Below are 20876 nucleotides of genomic sequence, written 5' to 3' on the forward strand. Positions count from 1 at the left end.
GCTCCAGGGCGGACCTCTAGACAAGGTGGAGGAGATCACTTTCCTACCCAATGGGGACTATCGTCTATATGAGGATGGCAAGCTTTGTCAGCGCCCTCGAGTGATCTACATATCGGGTGGGCAACGCAGTGGCAAGAGTGGCTACGCTCAGCGACTGGCGCGCTCGCTCTCTGACCGGCCGATATACCTTGCTACGGCACGTCACTGGGACGAGGACTTCGAGCGTCGCATAGCGCGTCACCAAGCGGATCGGGGACCTGAGTGGACTACTATCGAGGAGCCGCGCTACCTGAGCCAGACGCAGATAGCAGGGCGTGTCGTATTGATAGACTGCGTGACGCTGTGGCTGACGAATATATACAGCGACTTGGAGTTTGACGCTGAGGCTTCGCTCAGCGAGGCGCGTCGTGAGTGGCAGCAGTTGCTGCATCACTGCGAGGCGGATACGCTCATCGTGGTGAGCAACGAGATCGGTATGAGCCTGCACGCTCCCGATGCGGGTTCACGAGCTTTCGTAGATCTGCAGGGATGGGTCAACCAATATGTATCTGCCACGGCTGACGAAGCTTACTTGATGGTCTCTGGCAGAGCTTTACGGACGGAATTGATTTCAGACTTATATAGAGAGATATGACTTTTGAGGAGACACTACAAGAGCGGATCGACAGTCGCACGAAGCCAAAGGGTTCGCTGGGGCAACTAGAGCGCATCGCCTACAAGGTGGGCATGATACAGCATAGCGTGACGCCTCAGCTGGTCGATCCCGTGCTACTGGTGATGGCCGCAGATCATGGGATCGTCGAGGAGGGCGTGAGTCCCTGTCCTAAGGAGATCACCTGGCAGCAATGCATCAACTTCGTCTCGGGGGGCGGAGCTTGTAGTGTCTTGGCACGGCAAAATGGCTTTCGTCTGCGTGTCATAGATGTTGGCGTCGACTACGACTTTCCTGAGACTTGTCGTATCGAGTCGGCTAAGGTGATGCACGGCACCCGCAATATGCTTCACGAGCCAGCTATGACGACCGAGGAGTGTGCTGAGGCAATGCTGATCGGTGCTCAGTGTGTGACGCAAGAGGCGGAGCGAGGAGCTAATGTGATTGCCTTCGGCGAGATGGGCATCGGCAATACTTCGCCAGCGACGCTGATCCTACACAAGATCACAGGACGCTCTATCACCTCGATCATTGGCCCAGGCTCGGGACTGCGTGGCTCAGGGCTAGAGCATAAGGCGAAGGTGCTCGAGGCGGTGGCTGCACGCTACAATCCGCAGAGTCCTATGGAGCTATTGTCGCAGATGGGCGGGCTAGAGATTGCCGCCATCTGTGGCGGTGTCCTAGAGGCGTATAAGAGGGGTATGCTGATCCTTGCGGATGGAGTGATCGCTACCTCAGCCTTTATGGTGGCACACGAGATGGAGCCACGCATTGTGGACAATGTACTCTTCGCTCACACCTCCGAAGAGCCAGGACACCAAGCGATGATCGACTATCTAGGCGGAGAAGCGATCTTGTCCCTAGAGATGCGCCTCGGCGAGGGTACGGGCGCACTCGTTGCCTATCCGATCATTCAGTCGGCCGTTGCCTTTATGAATAATATGCGCGGCTTTGACGATGCGGCGGTGTGCCGTGTAGACTAACAAGAAAAGAGACTCATTGACCTATGGCTTGGCATCTGTGGCGCACGATACGCTCTGAGTGGGACCTGCTTCGTCTCTCGCTACTCTTCTACACCCGCATACCGGTGGGACACGTGGAGTATCGTGAGGAACGTATGGAAGCGTCCTTTCGCTACTTTCCTCTGCTGGGAGCGATCGTAGGAGCTGTGATGGCGGGGATCTACGCTTTGGCTGGCTACTATCTACCAAATGCGGTGGCTGCGGTGATGAGCGTGATCGTTGGCTTAGTTGTCACGGGCGGGATGCATGAGGATGGCTTGTCGGACTATTGCGATGCTTTCGGAGGGTATCACGATAGGGATACGACGCTACGCATTATGAAGGACAGCGCGACAGGCGTGTACGGTATACTGGGGCTGGTGATGCTCCTCATGAGCCGTGTCGTCCTGCTGAGCTACATACCTTACGAGACCGCCATCGGGACGATCGTGGCTATGGCTGTGGTGGCGCGCTGGATGCCCATCCTCGTGATGCGCCTCTCGACCTACGCACGTAAGAGTGGCGAGGCGAGCAAGGCAACGCATCTGCGACAAGCGGTCACTACGAAGACGCTACTCATAGCGGCTGTCTGGGCACTCCTAGCCCTCTTGCTCCTGCCCTGGCAGGCTGCCGTTGTGGCTCCCGTGCTGATGATAGGGCAGTCGCTACTGATCATGCGTATTAGCAACAAGCGTATCGGCGGACACACGGGCGATGTGCTGGGAGCTATCGTCTGCTTGGCTGAGCTGACGCTACTGCTGGTCACACTTGTGGTAACTATCTACGCCTGACCGGTATGAGTCTCTACCTCGTGCGTCACACCCCTGTTGCCCTACCGAAAGGCATCTGCTACGGCTGGCTCGAAGTGCCACTCTCGGAGGAGTACCCTCGCTATGCGCAGCAGATCGTCGCAGAGCTGAGGGAGGTTCAGCTAGACAAGATCTACAGTAGTCCATCGCTCCGTTGTGCTGTCCTCGCTGAGGCGATAGCCCTGACCAAGGGACTGACCACTTGTCAGGACGAGCGACTGCGCGAACTGAACTTTGGCGCATGGGAAGGGCTCTCTTGGCAGGAGGTCTACGAGCAAGAGGCGGGACGAGCCTGGTTTGCCGACTACTGGCACGCTAAGACAGCGGAGGGCGAGAGTCACGACGACCTACTGGCGCGGGTTGCAGACTTTGAGGCGGAGCGGGACAAGGATCGTCAGACGCTGCTTGTGACGCACGCAGGGGTCATTCGCGCTTATCGTATTTTGCTGGGCAAGCTCTCGCCTAGCGAAGCGATGGCGCAAGAGGTTAACTTTGGAGAAATCTATCAATATGAATAAGCTAAAGCCGATCATGCTCGTCGGAACAGGCTCCGACGTAGGGAAGTCCATCGTGGCGACAGGCATCTGTCGTATCTTGCTGCAGGAGGGGTATAAGCCTGCTCCCTTTAAGGCGCAAAACATGTCGCTCAATAGCTATCCCACCCCCGAAGAGGGCGAGATAGGTCGTGCGCAAGCAGTGCAGGCGGAGGCGTGTGGCATACCTTGTCACACCGATATGAACCCGATCCTCCTCAAGCCGACGGCCGATCAGACGACGCAAGTGATCCTCAATGGCAAGGCGGTGGGCAATCAGTCGGCACGCTCTTACTTCAATGCGGAGCAGCGCAAGCCTCTCTTTGTAGAAGCGATGAAAGCGTTCGACAGGCTAGCGAGCCAGTACAACCCGATCGTGATAGAGGGTGCCGGCAGCATCTCGGAGGTCAACTTATGGCCCATGGACATTGTCAACATGCGGGTGGCACTGCGTACGGGTGCTGACGTTTACCTCGTGGCAGACATCGAGCGTGGGGGGATCTTCGGTAGCCTCTACGGGACGATCGAGCTCTTGCCCCCTGCAGAGCGCGCTGCGATCAAGGGGATCATCATCAATAAGTTTCGAGGCGACAGCTCGCTCTTTGACTCGGGGCGGGAGATCATTCAGGAGTTGACCAAAGTGCCAGTCGTGGGGCTGCTCCCTTACCTGCCCAATATGCAGATAGATGCTGAGGATGGGGTCTCCATCGATAGCTACGCTGCGCAGCCTCGACCCGACACACTCAATGTGGCAGTGGTGCGACTGCCTCACATCTCCAACTTCACCGACTTTGACTCGCTACGCTTCATCTCTGGCGTCACGCTCTACTTCACTTCCGATGCGGAGGCGCTGCGCCAGGCGGACATCATCATGCTCCCCGGGAGTAAGAACACGATCGACGACCTCCTCTGGCTACAAGCTGAGGGGCTCGATGCGGTCATCCAGGCTCACCACAAGGCGGGCCGGCCACTCTATGGCATCTGCGGCGGTTATCAGATGATGGGTCTGCGCATCACCGACAGCGATGGCGTCGAGGGCGAGCCGCGTACCGTCTGTGGTTTAGGACTTCTACCCACAGAGACCACGCTGCAGAGCAATAAAGCGGTACGTACCTCCACTTTTACCTACCTCCCTACGGGTACTCCCGATTGTCAGGGCTACGAGATCCACTGCGGGGTGACGCAGCCCGTCGATGCGCCCGACTCACCGGTAGTTATGAGGGCTGGTGAAACGCCCGACGGCTACTGGGTCTCTCCTCGCCTGTGGGGTAGCTACATGCACGGCATCTGGGACAATGAAGCGATCGTGCAGCAGATCCTGCACGAGGTAGCTCCGGATCGAACCTTCCACCTAGAGCGCACCTTTGCTACACGCGAAGCGGCTTACGACCGCCTCGCCGAGCACATGCGTCAGCATCTAGACATAGAGTATATGCTACAAAGTCTGCGTAACGTATGATAGTAGGACACGGGGACGACCGATACAGCTACGGAGCGCTCGTGCGCTACGACTTCTCTAGCAATGTACCTTACCGCAATCATGCGGGCGAAATTATAGACTATCTCTCAGGGAGGCTAGAGAGCTTGACACACTATCCAGACCCTCAGGCGAAGGAGTTGCGGGAGCTCTTGGCACAGCACTGGCACCTTGATCCCGACTGGCTACTAGTGACCAGTGGATCAACGGAGGCTTTTTACCTCTTAGCGCATCTCTTTGCGGGAGGCGAGACGCTCATCACCGTTCCCTCCTTTGCTGAGTATGAGGACGCTTGCCAGCTTTATCGCCATCACATTACCTATATCCCGACAAGCGATATAGCCAGCCAAAGTGCCTCTGTGGACCTTCTCTGGAGTGCTCTGCCAAACAATCCCGATGGTGAGATCTCGCATCGAGCTGCACTGCTCAACTATTGCTCGGCGCATCCAGATAGTTACGTGATCGTGGACGAAGCCTACGCCGAGCTCTGTGCCGAGCCAGTGACGCTCCTAGACGAAGTGACGCATCACCCCAATCTGATCATCGTTCGTTCGCTGACCAAGAGCTTTGCGCTCCCAGGCATACGTCTCGGCTACATTGTTGCTCACCCCTCCTTGCTGGCACGCCTAGAGCCACTTCGCTCACCGTGGAGCGTCAATGCCCTTGCCCTAGAGGCGGGTGCTTACATCTGCCAGCATTACGAGCAGTTGCTACCTGATGCTGCGGGCTTGGTGCGGGAGGCGCAGCACCTCGCTCACGAGGAGGCGCAGATCGCCGGTGTCTCGCTGATACCCAGTCCTACACCTTACTTCCTCGCTTGTCTAGATGAGGACCGAGGCGCCGCCGCTCAGCTCAAGGAGTACCTCGTCACGCAGCATGGAGTCTTGATCCGAGATGCGGCCAACTTCCGCTCGCTCACGCCTCGCCACTTCCGCCTCTCGGTGCAGTCTCCCGAAGCTGGTCAAGCGTTGCTCCGTGGTTTGTCAAGCTACTTATAGTATGTACCCGCTACTCTTCGGCCTGCTCCTCGACCTGCTCCTCGGTGATCCCCGCTGGGCACTCCATCCGATACGACTCTTTGGGCAGCTCATCGCATGGGGCGAGCGGTGGCTCAACCATCCGCCCCATCAGAAGGCAAAAGGCACACTCCTCGCCCTCACGCTCGTGCTGGGCGTCTGGGGCTTTTTCTATGCTGTCGAATGGCTCCTAGCGGACTATCGTTACGTCTTATTGGCTTGGCAGACGATCTTTTTCTTCTTTGCGATCTGCCCGCGGAGCTTGATCGGCGAAGCCTTGGCGGTAGAGCGTTATGTGGTGGCTGACGACCTCGAGGGGGCTCGCAAGCGTCTCTCGTGGATCGTGGGTCGTGACACCTCGCAGCTCACCTTTGCGCAGATCCGCACCGCTGTGCTGGAGACACTTGCGGAGAATCTCTCCGACGGCGTCATCGCTCCGCTCTGCTTCTACGCTCTGGGTGGGGTGCCGCTCATGATGGCTTATAAAATGATCAATACGCTCGACTCCATGATCGGCTACAAAGATCAGCACTACAAAGACTTCGGCTACTTTGCGGCACGTATCCTCGATGACGCTGCGAACTATATTCCGTCTCGTCTCACGGCGCTCCTGATGCTCCTCGTGGCTCCGAGTCGGCGAGCCGTGCGCACCGTGTGGCGGGATGCACGCAAGCATGCTAGTCCCAATTCGGGCTATCCCGAGTCGGCTCTGGCGGGTATCCTTGGGGTGCAGTTTGGCGGGCCCAACATCTACCACGGTATGCTCGTCGAGAAGCCCTATATCGGCACCCCGATCCATCCTGTCACTGCACAGACACTCCGACGCACCATCCGCATCGTCATCGCTGTCACGCTGCTCGCCAGTCTACTCGTTCTCCTCACCTATCTCTATCGCTAGAAATCGGCAAAAGGCTAAAAGCCAAAGACTAGAGACTCTAGTGCCACTGGGATCACTAGCCCTCCTAGCGAAAGTCTCTAACCTCTAACCACTATTTACACATCTTTACGGGGAAATTTGTCCGATTCCCTCCTTTCTCGAATATCCACGTGGGGAATCTCAAATCTCCACGTGGATGTTTTTTATTTTCCACGTGGGGGCGTTTTGATTCTTCCGAAGTTTCATTTGATTCTTCCGAAGTTTTATTTCATTCCTCCGAAGAATTTTTTATTCTCCACGTGGGGATTTCGAAATATCCACGTGGAAATCAGTTTTCTCCGACACAGCACCGCCTCGACATGTAGTCAGATCTAAATAATTGTAACGAGCCGGCGCTGAATTTCCCCTACTTTTTGGCTGTTGGCTGTTGCCCGTAGGCTAGGGGCTACTAGTGCCACTCGAATCTAATCTCTAACATCTAACCTCTAATTTCGTATCTTTGCGGGTGTATACCTTTCCCGATCTCTATGTCGCAGCTGAGCAATAGACCTTTATCAGACACTCTGGATCTTACCTCCCTAGGAGGCGAGGGTGAGCGTCGTGTCGTCATCGTAGGACACAAGTCGCCCGACGGGGACTGCATAGGCAGTGCCTTGGCTCTACGTAGCTATCTGCTAGCACGCGGTGCTAACGAGGTCTCTATCATGGTCGTGGGGCGTATGCCGGACAACCTCCTCTGGCTCCCTGGCGCTGAGACGATACATCAGCTCTCACCGCAGAGCGACTTAGAGCCGATACGTCATATATTGGCTCAAGCTAGGCTACTGCTTTTGGTCGACTTCAACCATTTGGGGCGCATCGGCAACCCGCTTGAGCCCTTGATCGCTGAGGTCGTGCGTAAGCCCGAGGTGCGCTCCGTGATGATAGACCATCATCCAGAGCCTGAGATGGGACTGGTCGATGAGATGTATAGCGACACCTCGGCGTGTGCTACGGGCTTCCTCATAGCGGAGCTACTTGGTGGTGAGTCGAGAGAGCTAGAGCTACATGGCGGTGCCGATATGGCGACCTGCTTGCTGGCAGCGACCTATACCGATACGGGACTCTTGCGACATGGCCAGATTACGCCGACGCTCTTTAGGACCATCGCTCATCTCCTAGAGGTCGGTGCAAGGCATGAGGAGATCGTGCTACGGATCTTCAAGAGTGACAAGCTGAGCCGACAGCGCCTCCTCGGCTATATCATCAACGAGCGCACGACTTACGACCTCGATCTAGGGGTGGCGGTCTTTACGCTCAGACAGGAAGACTTTGACCGCTTTGGCATAGAGCCTGGAGATACAGAGGGTCTTGTTAATGTGCCCCTTGATGTGGCGGGTATACGAGCAGTTGCGTTCCTTAGGGAGCAACGTGATCCCGACGAACCAGTTAAGATCTCACTGCGCTCGCAAGGTAACTTGCCTGTCAATGAGGTGGCGAGCAAACTCTTTGATGGGGGCGGGCATCTGAACGCTGCAGGTGCTGAGTACCAAGGCACGCTGTCGGATGCGCTAGCACTCGTGTGGCAGGGACTGCGCCAGCTCGTACAGGATTACCCGGGTTGTTAGAGATTAGAAGTTAGAAATTAGAGATTAGACAATAGATATATGAAAGCAACAAACCATACCATCACCACCCTTGTGACACTCGTCCTGATGCTCCTACTGGGGCAGGGTGCCTTGACCAGCTGTCGCGATAAGCAGCATATCAAGTCGCTCTCGGAGATGCTACGCGACGAGAAGAAGATGATAGACAACTTCGTCCAGGAGCAAGGAATGAACGTGCAGGAGGGTGCCGAGGAGCAGCGCGAGTTTGACCCCAATGTGTGGTACAAGTTCCCCAATGGCGTCTACATGCAGGTCCTCAACAAAGGTGGCGAGCTGGCCAAGCCTGAGCGTACGCGCGTCATGCTACGTATGAAAGGTCGCTTCATCGCACCAAACTACAACCACGCCTTTGACAACCTCTCTAAGGGTTACCAGCAGTCTACGGAGTTTATCTACGTCAATACCCGCGACCGTACGGGTTCTGTCCACTATAAGCTGATCCAAGAGCAATACGGCCACTCCATCGATGCGCTAATGTGTGAGGGCGTCGCCTATCCGCTCACGATGGTGGGCGATGGTGCTAGGATACGTCTTCTCGTTCCCTTCCTCCTCGGGCCCAATGTCGCATACAATGCGGGTGCACCGATGTATTGCGAGGAGGTATGGTACCAGTTTGTAGAGGAGGCCTAGCGTCCTACGGACCTCTTAGGTGCTGTCTCGTGATACGGGACGCAAACTATTCATTTTTGCAACAACACACTTAATCAAAACTATGACGGTCATCAAATCAATCTCTGGAATACGTGGCACGGTCGGAGGCTCTCCGACAGACGGCTTCAACCCACTGACGATAGCACACTTTGTCGTGGGGTATGCACAGCACATCAAGCTCTACGAGTCTATCAGCAGACCAACCATCGTGGTGGGACGCGACGCCAGACTATCGGGAGAGATGGTGCAGCAAGTGGTCATAGGCACGCTGCTTGGTATGGGCTGCGATGTAATCAATATAGGACTGGCTACGACACCCACTACGGAGATGGCTGTCTTAGGACACCGTGCCAACGGCGGAATCATCATCACCGCTTCGCACAACCCGATCCAGTGGAACGCGCTGAAGTTCCTAGGTAGCGACGGCACCTTCCTCAATGCAGATCGTGGCAACGAAGTGCTACGTCTCTCGGAGGATCACACCGTGCCTTTTGCTTCGGTAGAAGATTTGGGACAGGTCATCTCGACCGACTCGTATCTGCAGAAGCATATCGACGCAATCCTCGCACTGCCCGAGGTGGACGTGGAGGCTATCCGCAAGGCTGAGCTGACTGTCGCCTACGATCCGATCAACTCGGTCGGAGCTATCGCTCTGCCCCCGCTCTTTGAGGCACTGGGCGTCAAGCAGTGGAGAGGGATCAACGACACCCCCGACGGTAAGTTTGCGCACAACCCGGAGCCACTACCCAGCCACCTCGTAGATCTCTGCGAGCTGGTACGCATAGCACGTGCCGATGTAGGCTTTTCGGTCGACCCAGACGTGGATCGCCTAGCGATCATTGACGAGACGGGGCACCCCTTTGGCGAGGAGTACACACTGGTCTCTGTCGCTGACTACCTCCTAGGCTATCATGAGGGTGGCAACACGGTCTCCAACATGAGTTCGACACGCGCTCTGCGCGACATCACCGAGCAGCATGGCGGTAGCTACACGCCCGCAGCGGTCGGCGAGGTCAACGTGGTCAAGCGTATGCGAGAGACCGATGCACTCATCGGCGGCGAGGGCAATGGCGGTGTCATCTATCCGCATCTGCATGCCGGACGCGATGCGCTCGTCGGCATCGCGCTCTTCCTCACGCACTTGGCAAAGAGCGGCGAGACAGTTAGCCTGCTACGTAAGCGCTACCCCGACTACGCCATGTGCAAGCGTCGTGTGGAGCTACCTGCGGGGACGGATGCGGTAGCCCTCTTTGCAAACTTAGAGCGTGAGGTCGCCTCGCTGAAGCCCCTGACAGAGGATGGTCTGAAGATCGACTTCGACGACTCGTGGGTGCAGGTACGTCCCAGCAATACGGAGCCGATAGTCCGTGTCTATACGGAGGCTCCCACCGAGGAGGCTGCCTCGGCACTGGCTGATGAGTACGTCTCTCTCGTCGAGCAGCAGCTAGCCCGCAAGTAGCCTATGGCAAGAGGTCGCAAAGAGCCTAGATATCTAGACGATGTACTCATCGAGCGGATGGGTGCCGAGGGGCAATGTGTAGCACATGTCGAGGACAAGGTGCTCTTCGTCCCCTATGCGGCACCAGGTGACCGCTGTCGCATACGTGTAGGTCGCTCCAAGCGGAGCTATATGACAGGCACCATCGAGGAGCTGCTAGAACCTTCGCCACTGCGTGTGGAGCCTCGCTGTGAGGTCTTTGGCACTTGTGGCGGCTGCAAGTGGCAGCAGCTACCCTACGAGGAGCAGCTTCGTGGCAAAGCGCAGCAAGCTGCAGACGCGATGACCCGCATCGGACACATAGCAATCGAAGAGACCGAGCCGATTGTAGGTTGTGAGGATCCGTGGCACTACCGCAACAAGGTCGAGTTCACCTTTAGCAAGAAGCGCTGGCTCACCGAGGAGGAGCTCAAAAGCTTGCCCGAGGAGGCGAGCGAACAGGAGCTTTGCGGGGTGGGCTTTCACAAGGCTGGTATGTTTGACAAGGTACTAGACCTGCATGGCGTGACTTGTCAGATAGCCGACCCGATAGCTTCGGAGATACGAGACTATCTCAATGACTACTGCCTAGCGCGCTGGGAGGAGTACCCTTACTACGACCAGAGAGCGCACGAGGGTGTGATGCGAACGCTCCTGATCCGCACCACGACCCTGGGCGGGCTGATGGTTTTGATTGCTTTTGCTGAGGGCACCGAGGAGCTGCGCGTACAGCTCCTCGAGGCACTGCGTGTGCGCTTCCCCCAGATCACGTCACTCTACTACATGGTCAATACGAAGCTCAACGACAGCCTAGCCGACCTCCCAGCGCAGCTCTACAGCGGCGCGCCATACATCGAGGAGGATATGCACGGCTTGCGTTACCGTATCGGACCTAAGTCCTTCTATCAGACGAATAGTCGGCAGGCGGAGCGACTCTATGAGAAGGTGCGTGAATATGCTCAGCTCACGGGCGATGAGGTGGTCTACGACCTCTACACAGGTGCTGGGACGATTGCCAACTACTTGGCACAAAGCTGTCGTTCTGTCATCGGGATCGAGTATGTGCCAGAGGCTGTCGAGGATGCGTTTGTCAATAGAGACCAGAATGGGATTGTCAATTCCACATTCTACGCTGGAGATATGAAGGCTATCCTGACAGATGACTTCGTCGCAGCGCATGGTCGTCCTGATGTTCTGGTGACCGACCCGCCACGTGCAGGTATGGATGCGCCCGTCGTAGAGGTAATCCTGCGGGCGGCTCCACAGCGCATCGTCTATGTCAGTTGCAACCCTGCGACCCAGGCACGAGACTTAGCTCTTCTTACGGCTGAGGGGCAGTACAGAGCCGTGAAGGCTTGCGCTGTCGACATGTTTCCCCATACGCATCACGTGGAGACGGTAGCTCTGTTGTCCAAACTAAATACAGAACATCATTTAGATATAGAAATAGGGGAAGATGAAGATTAATAATGAATGTTGTTGTGGATGCAAAACAGAAAAGCCGGATCAAATTAAAGACAATTGTCCTGTATGTAATAATGAAGGGATTTCCGTTAGTAAAGTAACTGTTGAACATCTAGTGGTAGATGATTATCGTAATGCTGTTAACGGAGATCAATATAAGATTTGCATGAACGAGGACTGCGACGTTGTTTACTATAACTTAGATAATGAAATAAAATTCTTGAAAGACCAAGTTAGAGTTCCTATCTGGTTTAAGAAAGATGCAGATCCTAAGTATGCTTGTTATTGTAGCGAAGTAACAGAAAATCAGGTAATTGAAGCAGTTGTAAAGCATGGCGCGAAATCCGTAAAAGAAGTAAATGCCATCACTGGGGCAATGAAAAATTCTAATTGTAAAGAAAACAATCCGTTGGGAGTTTGTTGTCATAAGATTATTCAGGAAGCTATCGATAAAGGTTTGAAAATGAAATAATTACAGTCGATATGTTCCTACAAACGAGAGCCAATCTTTGATATGTTTCCATCTACGAGCGTGGATATGTTCCCCATAACCATAGGGGTTGAGCATGTGGTGCTACTGGAGCGTACTGAGTAGCAGGAGAAGAGCGCATAGGATCGAATAGTAAGAATTGCTTAACTTCGCACAAGAAACGGCAGATTACAGCGCCCATCGCCAAAAGCATCGTCAGTCGCTTACGACTAAGTCTGGATATGCCTCTGGACACTGTATGAAGACAAGTCATATATCCCAACTCTAATCACAAAACATATAGACTATGAAACAGTACTATCTCGTCATCAATGGGGAGAAGAGTGGCCCGTTTACCATCGACCAGCTGGCTACACAGCAGCTCACCCCTGAGACTCCTGTATGGACAGAGGGCATGAGTGACTGGATGCCGGCACAGCAGGTCGCTGAGCTTAGCTCATTCTTTGCACCACAGACTCCAGGACCAGAGATGGCTCAGCCCACAGTTCCTCCACAGGCGCCGGCTTACAACGCTGCTCCTTCCTATGGCAATCCCCAGCCTCAGACGCCAAACGGTCAGGTTATGCCTCCCAACTACCTCGTCTGGAGCATCCTCGTGACGCTCCTCTGCTGTTTGCCTGGTGGAATCGTCGCCATCGTCTACTCAACGCAGGTCTCCTCTCGCTTCCTACAGGGCGACTACGAGGGTGCTAATGCTTCGAGCCGCAACGCTCGCAAGTGGGCGATTATCTCAGCCGTCGCGGGAGCAGTGATTGGTATCATATACGCAATTATCATTGCTGTCACAGGAGCTTCCGCCTTTGCCTTGAGTCAATACTAAAGGCATGGTGTAGACCTATTCGATAGTTCTATCAAGTCAAAAGAGAGGGAGTCCCCGTGGTGGGGCTCCCTCTCGTCGCTTCTGTTCAATTTACAACTAAAACTAATCACAAAACAGTCTTGCCACACGGAGCCTTATGGGCTCGCCGTGTATGAAGTGTGTACGGTACTCACGTATGGTCACGCTTCGCAAGTTGCTACAGTTACGTGTAGCCCGTTTGTAGGTACTTATTGAAAGGTTAAGTAGATGGGTCTAGGTGTACAAGAGACAAGAGTTACCTTTTGTGCCTGCGACTGTTGTCTTGGGTGACCGCCTTTTCGAGCTGTCGACGGGAGAAGCTCCCCGAGAAATTGATCACCGTGTATTCGTCATCGCCCGTGACGATCATGTATAGCTCGGAGGCGTTGTCGCCCTGTAACTGTCCGATCAAGTTGACGACGCCGTCTTCGTTCTTGACATACATTAGCTGCTCCAGGTCAGCATTACGTAGCTCTGTGATAGGGGCGAAGGTACGACGTAGCTCTTGTATCGCCTTGCGGTCGGAGGAGGTGTAGATATGTATCGATGTGATGCCGTCCATGATGCCTGACATAGCGTCAGCGCCGTCTATCTTAAGGCTCGCCTTGGGTACGCTCTGGAGCATTGCGGGGGATATATATATGACATCCACGTTTTTGATCTCCATGAGTCTAGACGTGTTGATACGTGTACGGGCTGAGCCACGCTGTGCTACTGCGGGTAGTCCCATCAGGAGGAGCATCGTGAGCGTGACGATGCTCAGACGTGAGAGATGAGTAATGTATGCTTTCATAATCTGTACGTGTCTGTATCAGAGATTCTATATATAAGTCGTTTGAGAGAGCAGATTGTTGCAATCATAGACGAAATCAATTGCCCGTCAGGGTCCACCCACCCTCTGAGACAAAGGGGATCTTCTCCATCGAGCTCTGGTAAGAGTCTTGTAGGCGACCGAAGAGTTGGTCTATCTGCTCATTTTGCTCAGAGCATAGCTCTACACAGTCTCCCAGCTTGGTGAGAGCAGCGAGCGTATACTCATTGACCTGCTCCTGCGGTATGGGCTGACCATTGCGAAGGGATAGCTCTGCCTGTCGGCTATTGCGTCCCCACTGGAAGACGGAGACCCCTACGCCACCGATGAGTAGTACGGCAGCGACGGCTGCGTACTTACGCACCCACACCTTCCAGCGAGGGGTGGCTTGATAGGATAGGGATGGCTCTGCCTCTGAGCTCTTCGTCTGTGAGGCAGCACGCTGCAGTGTAGCCTCTAGGAGCATACGATCGGCATAGTATGGCGATCCTGGCTCCTCCTGAAGGAGTGCTAGGTAGAGGACAAACTCCTCGTCGGGCGTGGATAACCCGTCGTAGTAGCGCTCTAGTAGCTGATCTATGTCGTGTGATGAATGTATCATAGTGGCTTCTGTATTCTATATATAATAAGGTATGCGGATTACGCCTCCATATCTGCAAAAAGCTTTCGTGCCTCCTTGCGCAGTCGTGAGATCATTGATCGGACGGTCACCTCTTTGAGTCCCATACGCTGGGCGGTTTCTTCGTTGGTGAGCATGAGCTCCTGTCGTAGTCTCCACACCTCTTGCTGCTGCTCAGGAAGCGTAGCGACCCAGTCGTCGATGCGTGCTAGCTGCTCCTGGGCTATGAGTTGCTCTTGGGGTGTCGTCGTGACTAGAGGCATCTCTAGTTCTGTGGGCTCCTCCGCATTGCGCAGACGCTGTGCTGGCGCCCGTAGCGTGTCGATGCATTTGTTGCGAGCGATGCGGATGGCGTAAGCTTTCGGTGAGGCGACCTCCTCTAGATGGTCTCGTTGCTCCCAGAGCTTGATGAGCACATCTTGGGTCACATCCTCAGCCTCCATCTCGTTGGATAGAAGAGCCATACAGACCTGTAAGATCGTCGGCCGTAGGGGGACGTAGGTCTGTATGAAAGTGGCTCCATCCATTGTAATCACTGTAAACTAAAAACTATTCAATGTGTAACTGTATTCCGCTCGGACTAACGGTCCAGAAGAGCGTCGTACATCATTAAGACGAGTGAGTCGCCGAAATGTTGCAACGCATAGCACAAAGTTAGCTAGGGGTACTAGTGCTACTAGTGGCACTAGACGCACACCCTCCTCAGGCGAGTGCGTAGAAACTGGTGCGAGGAGTATGGAAATACCTTCAAGTAGGTATTGATAAGCATAGATGTCAAATAGTACCTTTGCACAGCCAATTTGAAATACGATAAAAGCAAAACAACTATTATGAAGAAACTCTCACTACTTACACTCTTGGTACTGCTCCTGTGCGCTGCTTGTGACAAGCCTGCGCCGAAGCCTACGCCAGAAAACCCTAACACTCCAGACACGCCCGCCGCACCACCTGCTAATCCTGAGAAGGAGTGGATGGTCAAGCGAATGACCATCGATGCGACTGACTATACCAAGTGGGTCTACCTAAACTTTGCTACTGGTGAGCTGGTCCAGGTGACTGACCCAGCCAATGACCTCTCGTGGGATCTCGGCCTGCACCGCTACGACTTCAAGACCAATGGTGGAGTGTCGGGCAAAGGCAAGGGCGCTGCTGTGCGCATTGCCAAGCAGAAGATCCTTACAGAGGAAATACCTACACCTAAGGATAACCAGTGGGAGCTAGATCGTGAGGGGCTACTCCTGATGCAGTTTGAAGATGATGGGCTCGGCTCTCATAGGACTAAGTATGAGATGCAGCAGGCTAACTTCCTCCTCTCCTCTGAGTGTGATGGCTATGGCAGCTATCTCAACAAGGGAGCTATCTGGCAGGAGGGTATGCCACCTCAGGTCATAGTAGACAACGGTATCTATCTCGTCCGCTCAGCCTCTGGAGAGATCGTACGCATGCGCGTCCTAGACTATCAGGACAACAAGAAGCACCGTGGCTACATCACAATCCAGTATGCCATACAGGTAGATAAGAAGTAGCAAGACGACTACGCTACGTGCTATACAAACATCAAAACGCAATCAATCAATGAATCAACAATTACTACGGCTCCTAAAGCTCTTTGGCGTAGCCCTATCCTTGTGGCTATTCACCCTCCCAGTGGGTGCGCAGGAGATGACTTTTATGGAGAAGCCCTTTGACCCCGCTACAGATCAGGCTCAGCTACTTCCGGCAGACCAGAAGGGCTCCGTCTCCTGGACGGCTGCAACTAGGACGCTCACACTGCGAGATGTCCAGATCAATACCATCTCGAGGATACTCACAGGCTGGATGTCTGACGAAATAACTATACAGGTCGAGGGCACCAACCAGCTCGTATGCACAGGCTCTGATGACGCCATCACGATGCGTTCGTCCGTCCGCATTACAGGTTCTGGCTCTCTCAGCATTACTTCTGAGCAGGCTTATGCCTATGCTTGTCGATCTGGGGCTAGCCTGACCATTGCCGATGGGGTATCCGTTACAGCCATCGGGCTCAATGGCGGACTCGTGGGCGACTTCGTCTCTTCTCTCCTTTTGATTGACAAAGCTTATGTCACCGCATCAACCCTCCACGACGATGGGATGGTTTCTATCGGCTATTTCAAGGAGCTAACCCTCGAGGGATGTGCTATCACCTCCCCCAGCGGTGCTAAGGTGGCAGAGCTCAACGAGGTAATGTCCATCACCCTCGATGGCAAGGAGGAGTATGCGGGCAAAGTAATCATCGCTCCCCAGCAGAGCTATCACAAGGTAACCATAGCTCAGGCTGAACATGGCCGCATCGTAGCTCCCGAGGGTGTAGACCTGACGCACCTCCTGGCGGGTAGCGCAGTGACCTTTACCGCAGAGCCTGAGGATGGGTATGCCCTGACCAAGCTTATGGCAGGTACAGAGGACATTACCAACACCCGCACACTCATCGTCAAGGCTGATGTCACCGTCACGCCAACCTTTAGCCCTGTCAAGAGCTATCGTGTCTCACTTCAGAAGCCTGAGCACGGTACCCTTACAGTAAAGGAGCGAGAGTATGACCTCACAAAGGTCCCCGAGGGGGCTATCCTACACTTCATCTGCACCCCCGATGAGGGCTATGAGTTAGAGCATCTAATGGCTGGAGACAAAGACATTACGGCTGAGAAGTATATCTCCGTAGCGAGTGATGTAGAGATCAGTGCCTCCTACAAGCTTATCCCAGTGGACACCTACAAGGTGACGATCGTTAAGCTGGGCAAGGGCGAGGTAAAGCCCGACTGCCCCGACCTCAATGCTGTGCCAGACGGCACCAAAGTACAGCTCACCTGCACCCCAGATGAGGGCTATGAGCTTAAGTACCTTAGAGCTAACGGGGAGGACATCCTAGAGGACCGATACTTCTTCATAGATGGTTACAACGTCCGTGTTGAGGCGACCTTCACTAGAGTGGGTAATAGTAATGCAGTCAGTAGCCCAGTAGGAGAGACTTGCTACACCGTAGAGGTTTCTTCAGATCACCTGACCATCACTGGAGCATCTGCTGGCACTCCTATTACACTGTACACACGGCTCGGCGAGACTATCTTCACTACCGTGGCTACGGGAGCTAGCACGGAGCAGATAGACCTTACCAGTACTCCCTCTGGTCTCTACCTCCTTACGATCGGTGAGACAACACTCAAACTATCTCTTTAGACAAAGACTACAACATCACTTCTCAATATGAAAGCACTACACAGGACTCTCTGCCTCCTCTACCTACTATTAGGCAGCACCATACTTTTATCCGCTCAGATGCTGGAAAACAATCTGAAGGCTCTCAGCGATTTCTACCACGTACCAGATCAAGCCACCTATCGTCTTTCTAAGGTGGTCGGCGTCTTTGGTGATCAGGATATTGAATTTGAATACAATGCCCACAACGACATCACCCGCTGTAGCTACTTCGAGACGGATACGATAACGAGACAACGCAAAGCAGGGCTATACCTAGATTATCTCTACAATGACAAGCACCAGTGCATCGAGCAGGTGGAGTATGGAGAGCGTAGTGGCTTTGACGACCTAGTCATCGCCAGGCGCTACTGCTATACATACAACGACCAGGGGCAGATGACCCTCTTCGTGCGCTGGAACAACCTCAACACCAACCCCGAGGATACTACTCTCGTGGAGGACTACAAGCTTAATATAGAATATAGTGCCGAGGGACTACCGAGCAAAGCTACGGTTCACTTTCTGGATCCTAATGCCTTTGAGTGGTACGAAGGCTTTACCACTACGCTCGAATACAACAAGAGGGGGCAGCTCTACAAGCGCACAGCCGTGAATCCAGACGGAAGCCCCTTTGAGTCAGAGGAGATAACCTTTGACGCAGATGGGAGGTACATGCTAGGGCTCTCCTATCTCAAGGCGGGGAGTGATCTCGTTGAGACGGTTCTTGACTATGATGACAAGGGCAATCTAGTAGCCCTAGGTAGTGGCGGGTTTATCTATCAGTTTACATTTAAGACGGGACAACCAGCCGCTAAGACTTACTATCCTCTCCCCACGTTGGCACGTCTTTTCCTCTATGGATTTAAGAACTATAACCTAGAGGCTCTCAACTATCCGCTACTGTACAATGGCTCCAAAGACGCCGTGGCGACCGATGTGGACAGTGGCGGGACATTCGTCTATGAGTCCAATAAGCCACTCGGCTTAGAGCCCCTAGCGACACCCTCTCAGAGTCATTTGGTCTGTGACGATATGAGCTGGACGATTACCAATGCGACGACCGCCGTAGCTCTCTATGACTTACAGGGGCAATGCCTACAGGTCGTAGAGCCCGTAGCGGGCGTGGCTACTATCAGTACAGCTACACTCCCCGCTGGCTCTTACCTAATCAAGGTTGGTAGCCAGACCTTCAAGGTCGTTCGCTAGGAGCCACTCTAGCCAGCAACCTTAGGTACACGACTCGCTCATCTCGTGCGCACTTGCATACGGGATGAGCGAGTCGTGTGTTCTATGGGGTGCGTTATACGTAAGATGTGCGAAGTTGGGGAGCTGAATGACAATTCGTACATTTGTAGCCAGACTCAATGCAGAAAGAAAAGTAGTACGATCCTTATGAAAAACAGATTCCACCTAGATAGCAACTTCTCATGGTTTTGCTCCTTCATTGCCGCTTGGGTGCTGATGGTCTCCTCTCTAGGAGAAGCCTCTAGTGAGCTTCATGTGCAGATGGCAAAGAGTCTAGCACTCTCGGTCACATTCCTACTGATCGTACTGGTCGCCTGGGTCTGTCGCAAGGTTAATCATGGAGACTACCCAATCATAGGTATCAAAAAGCTCCTCATAGTCTTAGGCACTAGCTATATACTCCCTCTGTTTAGCCTCTTATTCTGGTTAGATAGATATTGGATCTACGCCTTTGCGCTGCAGCTACTCCTCATAGTCTCTCTCTGGGTCGGAGAAGTTAGTAAGTCCCAAAAGAGCTAGACGACCTTACGCTTATTGAGTTAACTGTCGTATAGGCTCAATCTCACAACAGCCCGAGACGTAGTAGCCAAAAGCCGGATCACAGAAAGACCACCAAACAAAATAGGGACGGACACAAGGTCCGTCCCTATTTGGTTAGTGCTTTGTGCGTCTAGAGAGACGACTAGAAGGCGGTCCAGCCTTGTAGCCAGTTGCCCTTGCTAGCAGGGAAGGCACCGACCTGAGCTCCTGTGAAGTCGGCTGGAGTGCCGAAAGGAGCCTTCATGCCGAAGGTAGCTGCGGAGTCTTTGTTGACCACCTCGATGATGCCTGTGGCGGGCTTGGCGGAGCCGTTCTTGATCTCAAAGGCAGTGTCAAAACCGTGGAAGGAGCTACCCTCTATCTTACTGTGCTCCATCTTGTCGGCATCGGGGTCGAGGACGAAGCCCTTAGGATAACCGGTGAGGATGCAGTCCTTGAGCGTGATCTGACCACCACGACGTACACGAGCTGCGTATTTGTAGGCATCGCCCTGGAAGTTGTTGTGGACGTTGGCTACACGGGTAGATGCACCGATGATAGAGACGTTGGTCAGTGTGGGGTGCGTCTTAGGGATTAGTGAGAAGGTCTCGTCCTGAGCCTTAGCATTGTTGTCTAGCTCGATGCCGTTGCTGTCAGACTTACCCTTGCTGTCGGAGTGTGTCGAGGCGGGGTTGGCAATAGCTACGCCGTAAGTGATGCTACCGGTGAAGCCGTTGTCAAAGTCAAAGTTGTCATCGTCGCAAGCGTAGGAGACGAGGTGGGTAGCATTGACACAACCACCGAAGAACTCGAAGCTGTCGTCTAGCCCCCAGCTAACCTGGATATGGTCTAGCGTGGTGCCACGACCTACGCCACCGCAGGTGAGACCATTGATCTCGTTGCTGTCGCCTAGGATGAAGCCAGCGTACTCGATGCGTACGTAGCGCAGTACACCGCTATTGTCCTCATCGTTGTCGCCACCGTAGCGGTACTCCTCGACACCTTGGTTGAGGCCCTCGATAAACTGAGCGTCGGTCGGGGTATTGACCTTAGCTTTACCCAGTATGATGACACCACCGAAGTCTCCAGGAGCGGGGCGACCTGCATTGCTGTCGACAGCCTTGGAGGAGGTGAAGACGATAGGCTTCTGGGCGGTACCCTCGGCCATGATCTTAGCGCCACGAGTTACGACGAGTACGCCCGTAGCACCTGATGGTGTGGGTTCCTCGATGATGGTGGTACCAGCGTCGATGGTGAGCGTCTCACTGGCTGGTACGGTGACGATGCCCTTGAGTGCGTAGACCTTGTCAGCTGTCCAGTGATTGTTCTTGCCATTGATGCGTCCCTCGACGACTACGAGCTCCTTGCCACCGATGGTGCGACCAGTGACTTTGTTGTTGTCGCCACCTCCATTAGGCTCATTGCCTGTTTCGTCGCAGGAGGTAAGTAGTGCTAGGCTCATGAGGGTAGCCATCACGAGGCTTAGTAAACGGATTGTCTTGTTCATGATATTATGATAGATAATTAAAGTG

At 54.1% G+C, this 20876-nt stretch carries 21 protein-coding genes; 17 read left to right on the forward strand and 4 right to left on the reverse strand.

The features are described from left to right. Positions 1-100: 100 nt before the first annotated feature. From Q2J34_RS04050 to Q2J34_RS04110, 13 genes are all read left to right on the forward strand, one after another. A complete protein-coding gene (locus Q2J34_RS04050; protein ID WP_300970148.1) occupies positions 101-634 on the forward strand; it encodes a bifunctional adenosylcobinamide kinase/adenosylcobinamide-phosphate guanylyltransferase in 534 nt (177 codons plus the stop codon). Beyond that, on the forward strand, positions 631-1635 hold the full coding sequence (gene cobT, locus Q2J34_RS04055; RefSeq protein WP_300969338.1) for a nicotinate-nucleotide--dimethylbenzimidazole phosphoribosyltransferase: 1005 nt from the start codon (positions 631-633) through the stop codon (positions 1633-1635). The genes Q2J34_RS04050 and cobT overlap by 4 nt, the downstream gene beginning before the upstream one ends. Before the next feature lie 23 nt (positions 1636-1658). After that, the gene (gene cobS, locus Q2J34_RS04060) at positions 1659-2444 is read left to right on the forward strand and encodes an adenosylcobinamide-GDP ribazoletransferase (RefSeq protein WP_298889535.1); all 786 of its coding nucleotides are present in this window, start codon (positions 1659-1661) and stop codon (positions 2442-2444) included. A gap of 5 nt (positions 2445-2449) precedes the next feature. Then, on the forward strand, positions 2450-2980 hold the full coding sequence (locus tag Q2J34_RS04065) for a histidine phosphatase family protein (protein ID WP_298889533.1): 531 nt from the start codon (positions 2450-2452) through the stop codon (positions 2978-2980). Next, entirely contained in the window at positions 2973-4454 is a 1482-nt protein-coding gene (locus Q2J34_RS04070; protein WP_298889532.1) for a cobyric acid synthase, read from the forward strand. Before Q2J34_RS04065 ends, Q2J34_RS04070 begins: the two co-directional genes overlap by 8 nt. Beyond that, a complete protein-coding gene (locus tag Q2J34_RS04075) occupies positions 4451-5470 on the forward strand; it encodes a pyridoxal phosphate-dependent aminotransferase (protein WP_300969339.1) in 1020 nt (339 codons plus the stop codon). Before Q2J34_RS04070 ends, Q2J34_RS04075 begins: the two co-directional genes overlap by 4 nt. 1 nt (position 5471) lies before the next feature. Beyond that, on the forward strand, positions 5472-6386 hold the full coding sequence (gene cbiB / locus Q2J34_RS04080) for an adenosylcobinamide-phosphate synthase CbiB (protein WP_298889528.1): 915 nt from the start codon (positions 5472-5474) through the stop codon (positions 6384-6386). Between the two features lie 506 nt (positions 6387-6892). Beyond that, the gene (locus Q2J34_RS04085; protein WP_300969340.1) at positions 6893-7972 is read left to right on the forward strand and encodes a DHH family phosphoesterase; all 1080 of its coding nucleotides are present in this window, start codon (positions 6893-6895) and stop codon (positions 7970-7972) included. Positions 7973-8011: 39 nt separating this feature from the next. Next, entirely contained in the window at positions 8012-8641 is a 630-nt protein-coding gene (locus Q2J34_RS04090) for a DUF4827 domain-containing protein (RefSeq protein ID WP_300969341.1), read from the forward strand. 82 nt (positions 8642-8723) lie between these two features. Further along, positions 8724-10121: a phosphoglucosamine mutase gene (gene glmM, locus Q2J34_RS04095; RefSeq protein ID WP_300969342.1), complete on the forward strand. Its 1398-nt coding sequence runs from the start codon at positions 8724-8726 to the stop codon at positions 10119-10121. A 3-nt stretch (positions 10122-10124) separates the two neighbouring features. Beyond that, positions 10125-11606: a 23S rRNA (uracil(1939)-C(5))-methyltransferase RlmD gene (gene rlmD, locus Q2J34_RS04100; RefSeq protein WP_300969343.1), complete on the forward strand. Its 1482-nt coding sequence runs from the start codon at positions 10125-10127 to the stop codon at positions 11604-11606. Next, positions 11596-12075 carry a Csac_0668 family 2Fe-2S cluster-binding (seleno)protein gene (locus Q2J34_RS04105; RefSeq protein ID WP_000700631.1) on the forward strand — a complete coding sequence of 160 codons (480 nt, stop codon included), beginning with the start codon at positions 11596-11598 and terminating at the stop codon, positions 12073-12075. Before rlmD ends, Q2J34_RS04105 begins: the two co-directional genes overlap by 11 nt. Positions 12076-12379: 304 nt before the next feature. Further along, positions 12380-12913, forward strand: a complete 534-nt coding sequence (locus tag Q2J34_RS04110) for a CD225/dispanin family protein (RefSeq protein ID WP_025883915.1) — start codon at positions 12380-12382, stop codon at positions 12911-12913. 274 nt (positions 12914-13187) lie between these two features. On the opposite strand, the gene Q2J34_RS04115 is transcribed toward Q2J34_RS04110, so the two are convergent. The 3 genes from Q2J34_RS04115 to Q2J34_RS04125 all read right to left on the reverse strand — a co-directional run bounded on the left by Q2J34_RS04115 (position 13188) and on the right by Q2J34_RS04125 (position 14888). After that, positions 13188-13724 (reverse strand): DUF4252 domain-containing protein, encoded by a 537-nt coding sequence (locus tag Q2J34_RS04115; RefSeq protein WP_300969344.1) that lies wholly within the window; start codon positions 13722-13724, stop codon positions 13188-13190. A 76-nt stretch (positions 13725-13800) separates the two neighbouring features. Continuing rightward, positions 13801-14343 carry a hypothetical protein gene (locus tag Q2J34_RS04120; RefSeq protein ID WP_300969345.1) on the reverse strand — a complete coding sequence of 181 codons (543 nt, stop codon included), beginning with the start codon at positions 14341-14343 and terminating at the stop codon, positions 13801-13803. Between the two features lie 38 nt (positions 14344-14381). Then, the gene (locus Q2J34_RS04125; protein ID WP_300969346.1) at positions 14382-14888 is read right to left on the reverse strand and encodes an RNA polymerase sigma factor; all 507 of its coding nucleotides are present in this window, start codon (positions 14886-14888) and stop codon (positions 14382-14384) included. A gap of 303 nt (positions 14889-15191) precedes the next feature. On the opposite strand from Q2J34_RS04125, the gene Q2J34_RS04130 reads away from it, so the two are divergent. From Q2J34_RS04130 to Q2J34_RS04145, 4 genes are all read left to right on the forward strand, one after another. Then, entirely contained in the window at positions 15192-15887 is a 696-nt protein-coding gene (locus Q2J34_RS04130) for an HmuY family protein (protein ID WP_300969347.1), read from the forward strand. A 49-nt stretch (positions 15888-15936) separates the two neighbouring features. Beyond that, on the forward strand, positions 15937-17559 hold the full coding sequence (locus tag Q2J34_RS04135; RefSeq protein WP_300969348.1) for an InlB B-repeat-containing protein: 1623 nt from the start codon (positions 15937-15939) through the stop codon (positions 17557-17559). Between the two features lie 27 nt (positions 17560-17586). Next, positions 17587-18786, forward strand: a complete 1200-nt coding sequence (locus Q2J34_RS04140; protein WP_300969349.1) for a T9SS type A sorting domain-containing protein — start codon at positions 17587-17589, stop codon at positions 18784-18786. Between the two features lie 186 nt (positions 18787-18972). After that, positions 18973-19344 carry a hypothetical protein gene (locus tag Q2J34_RS04145; RefSeq protein WP_300969350.1) on the forward strand — a complete coding sequence of 124 codons (372 nt, stop codon included), beginning with the start codon at positions 18973-18975 and terminating at the stop codon, positions 19342-19344. 163 nt (positions 19345-19507) lie between these two features. Here Q2J34_RS04145 and Q2J34_RS04150 read toward each other — a convergent pair whose 3' ends face one another. Continuing rightward, positions 19508-20851 carry a hypothetical protein gene (locus tag Q2J34_RS04150; protein WP_300969351.1) on the reverse strand — a complete coding sequence of 448 codons (1344 nt, stop codon included), beginning with the start codon at positions 20849-20851 and terminating at the stop codon, positions 19508-19510. Positions 20852-20876 lie beyond the last annotated feature (25 nt).

Origin of the sequence: Porphyromonas vaginalis (assembly GCF_958301595.1) — a bacterium.
Classification (GTDB): Bacteria; Bacteroidota; Bacteroidia; order Bacteroidales; family Porphyromonadaceae; genus Porphyromonas; species Porphyromonas vaginalis.

Excerpts from the sequence above, each read along its gene's own strand:
- cobT (WP_300969338.1), top strand. The coding sequence starts at position 631 with ATGACTTTTGAGGAGACACTACAAGAGCGGATCGACAGTCGCACGAAG.
- cobS (WP_298889535.1), top strand. The coding sequence starts at position 1,659 with ATGGCTTGGCATCTGTGGCGCACGATACGCTCTGAGTGGGACCTGCTT.
- Q2J34_RS04065 (WP_298889533.1), top strand. The coding sequence starts at position 2,450 with ATGAGTCTCTACCTCGTGCGTCACACCCCTGTTGCCCTACCGAAAGGC.
- Q2J34_RS04070 (WP_298889532.1), top strand. The coding sequence starts at position 2,973 with ATGAATAAGCTAAAGCCGATCATGCTCGTCGGAACAGGCTCCGACGTA.
- Q2J34_RS04075 (WP_300969339.1), top strand. The coding sequence starts at position 4,451 with ATGATAGTAGGACACGGGGACGACCGATACAGCTACGGAGCGCTCGTG.
- cbiB (WP_298889528.1), top strand. The coding sequence starts at position 5,472 with ATGTACCCGCTACTCTTCGGCCTGCTCCTCGACCTGCTCCTCGGTGAT.
- Q2J34_RS04085 (WP_300969340.1), top strand. The coding sequence starts at position 6,893 with ATGTCGCAGCTGAGCAATAGACCTTTATCAGACACTCTGGATCTTACC.
- Q2J34_RS04090 (WP_300969341.1), top strand. The coding sequence starts at position 8,012 with ATGAAAGCAACAAACCATACCATCACCACCCTTGTGACACTCGTCCTG.
- glmM (WP_300969342.1), top strand. The coding sequence starts at position 8,724 with ATGACGGTCATCAAATCAATCTCTGGAATACGTGGCACGGTCGGAGGC.
- rlmD (WP_300969343.1), top strand. The coding sequence starts at position 10,125 with ATGGCAAGAGGTCGCAAAGAGCCTAGATATCTAGACGATGTACTCATC.
- Q2J34_RS04105 (WP_000700631.1), top strand. The coding sequence starts at position 11,596 with ATGAAGATTAATAATGAATGTTGTTGTGGATGCAAAACAGAAAAGCCG.
- Q2J34_RS04110 (WP_025883915.1), top strand. The coding sequence starts at position 12,380 with ATGAAACAGTACTATCTCGTCATCAATGGGGAGAAGAGTGGCCCGTTT.
- Q2J34_RS04115 (WP_300969344.1), bottom strand. The coding sequence starts at position 13,724 with ATGAAAGCATACATTACTCATCTCTCACGTCTGAGCATCGTCACGCTC.
- Q2J34_RS04120 (WP_300969345.1), bottom strand. The coding sequence starts at position 14,343 with ATGATACATTCATCACACGACATAGATCAGCTACTAGAGCGCTACTAC.
- Q2J34_RS04125 (WP_300969346.1), bottom strand. The coding sequence starts at position 14,888 with ATGGATGGAGCCACTTTCATACAGACCTACGTCCCCCTACGGCCGACG.
- Q2J34_RS04130 (WP_300969347.1), top strand. The coding sequence starts at position 15,192 with ATGAAGAAACTCTCACTACTTACACTCTTGGTACTGCTCCTGTGCGCT.
- Q2J34_RS04135 (WP_300969348.1), top strand. The coding sequence starts at position 15,937 with ATGAATCAACAATTACTACGGCTCCTAAAGCTCTTTGGCGTAGCCCTA.
- Q2J34_RS04140 (WP_300969349.1), top strand. The coding sequence starts at position 17,587 with ATGAAAGCACTACACAGGACTCTCTGCCTCCTCTACCTACTATTAGGC.
- Q2J34_RS04145 (WP_300969350.1), top strand. The coding sequence starts at position 18,973 with ATGAAAAACAGATTCCACCTAGATAGCAACTTCTCATGGTTTTGCTCC.
- Q2J34_RS04150 (WP_300969351.1), bottom strand. The coding sequence starts at position 20,851 with ATGAACAAGACAATCCGTTTACTAAGCCTCGTGATGGCTACCCTCATG.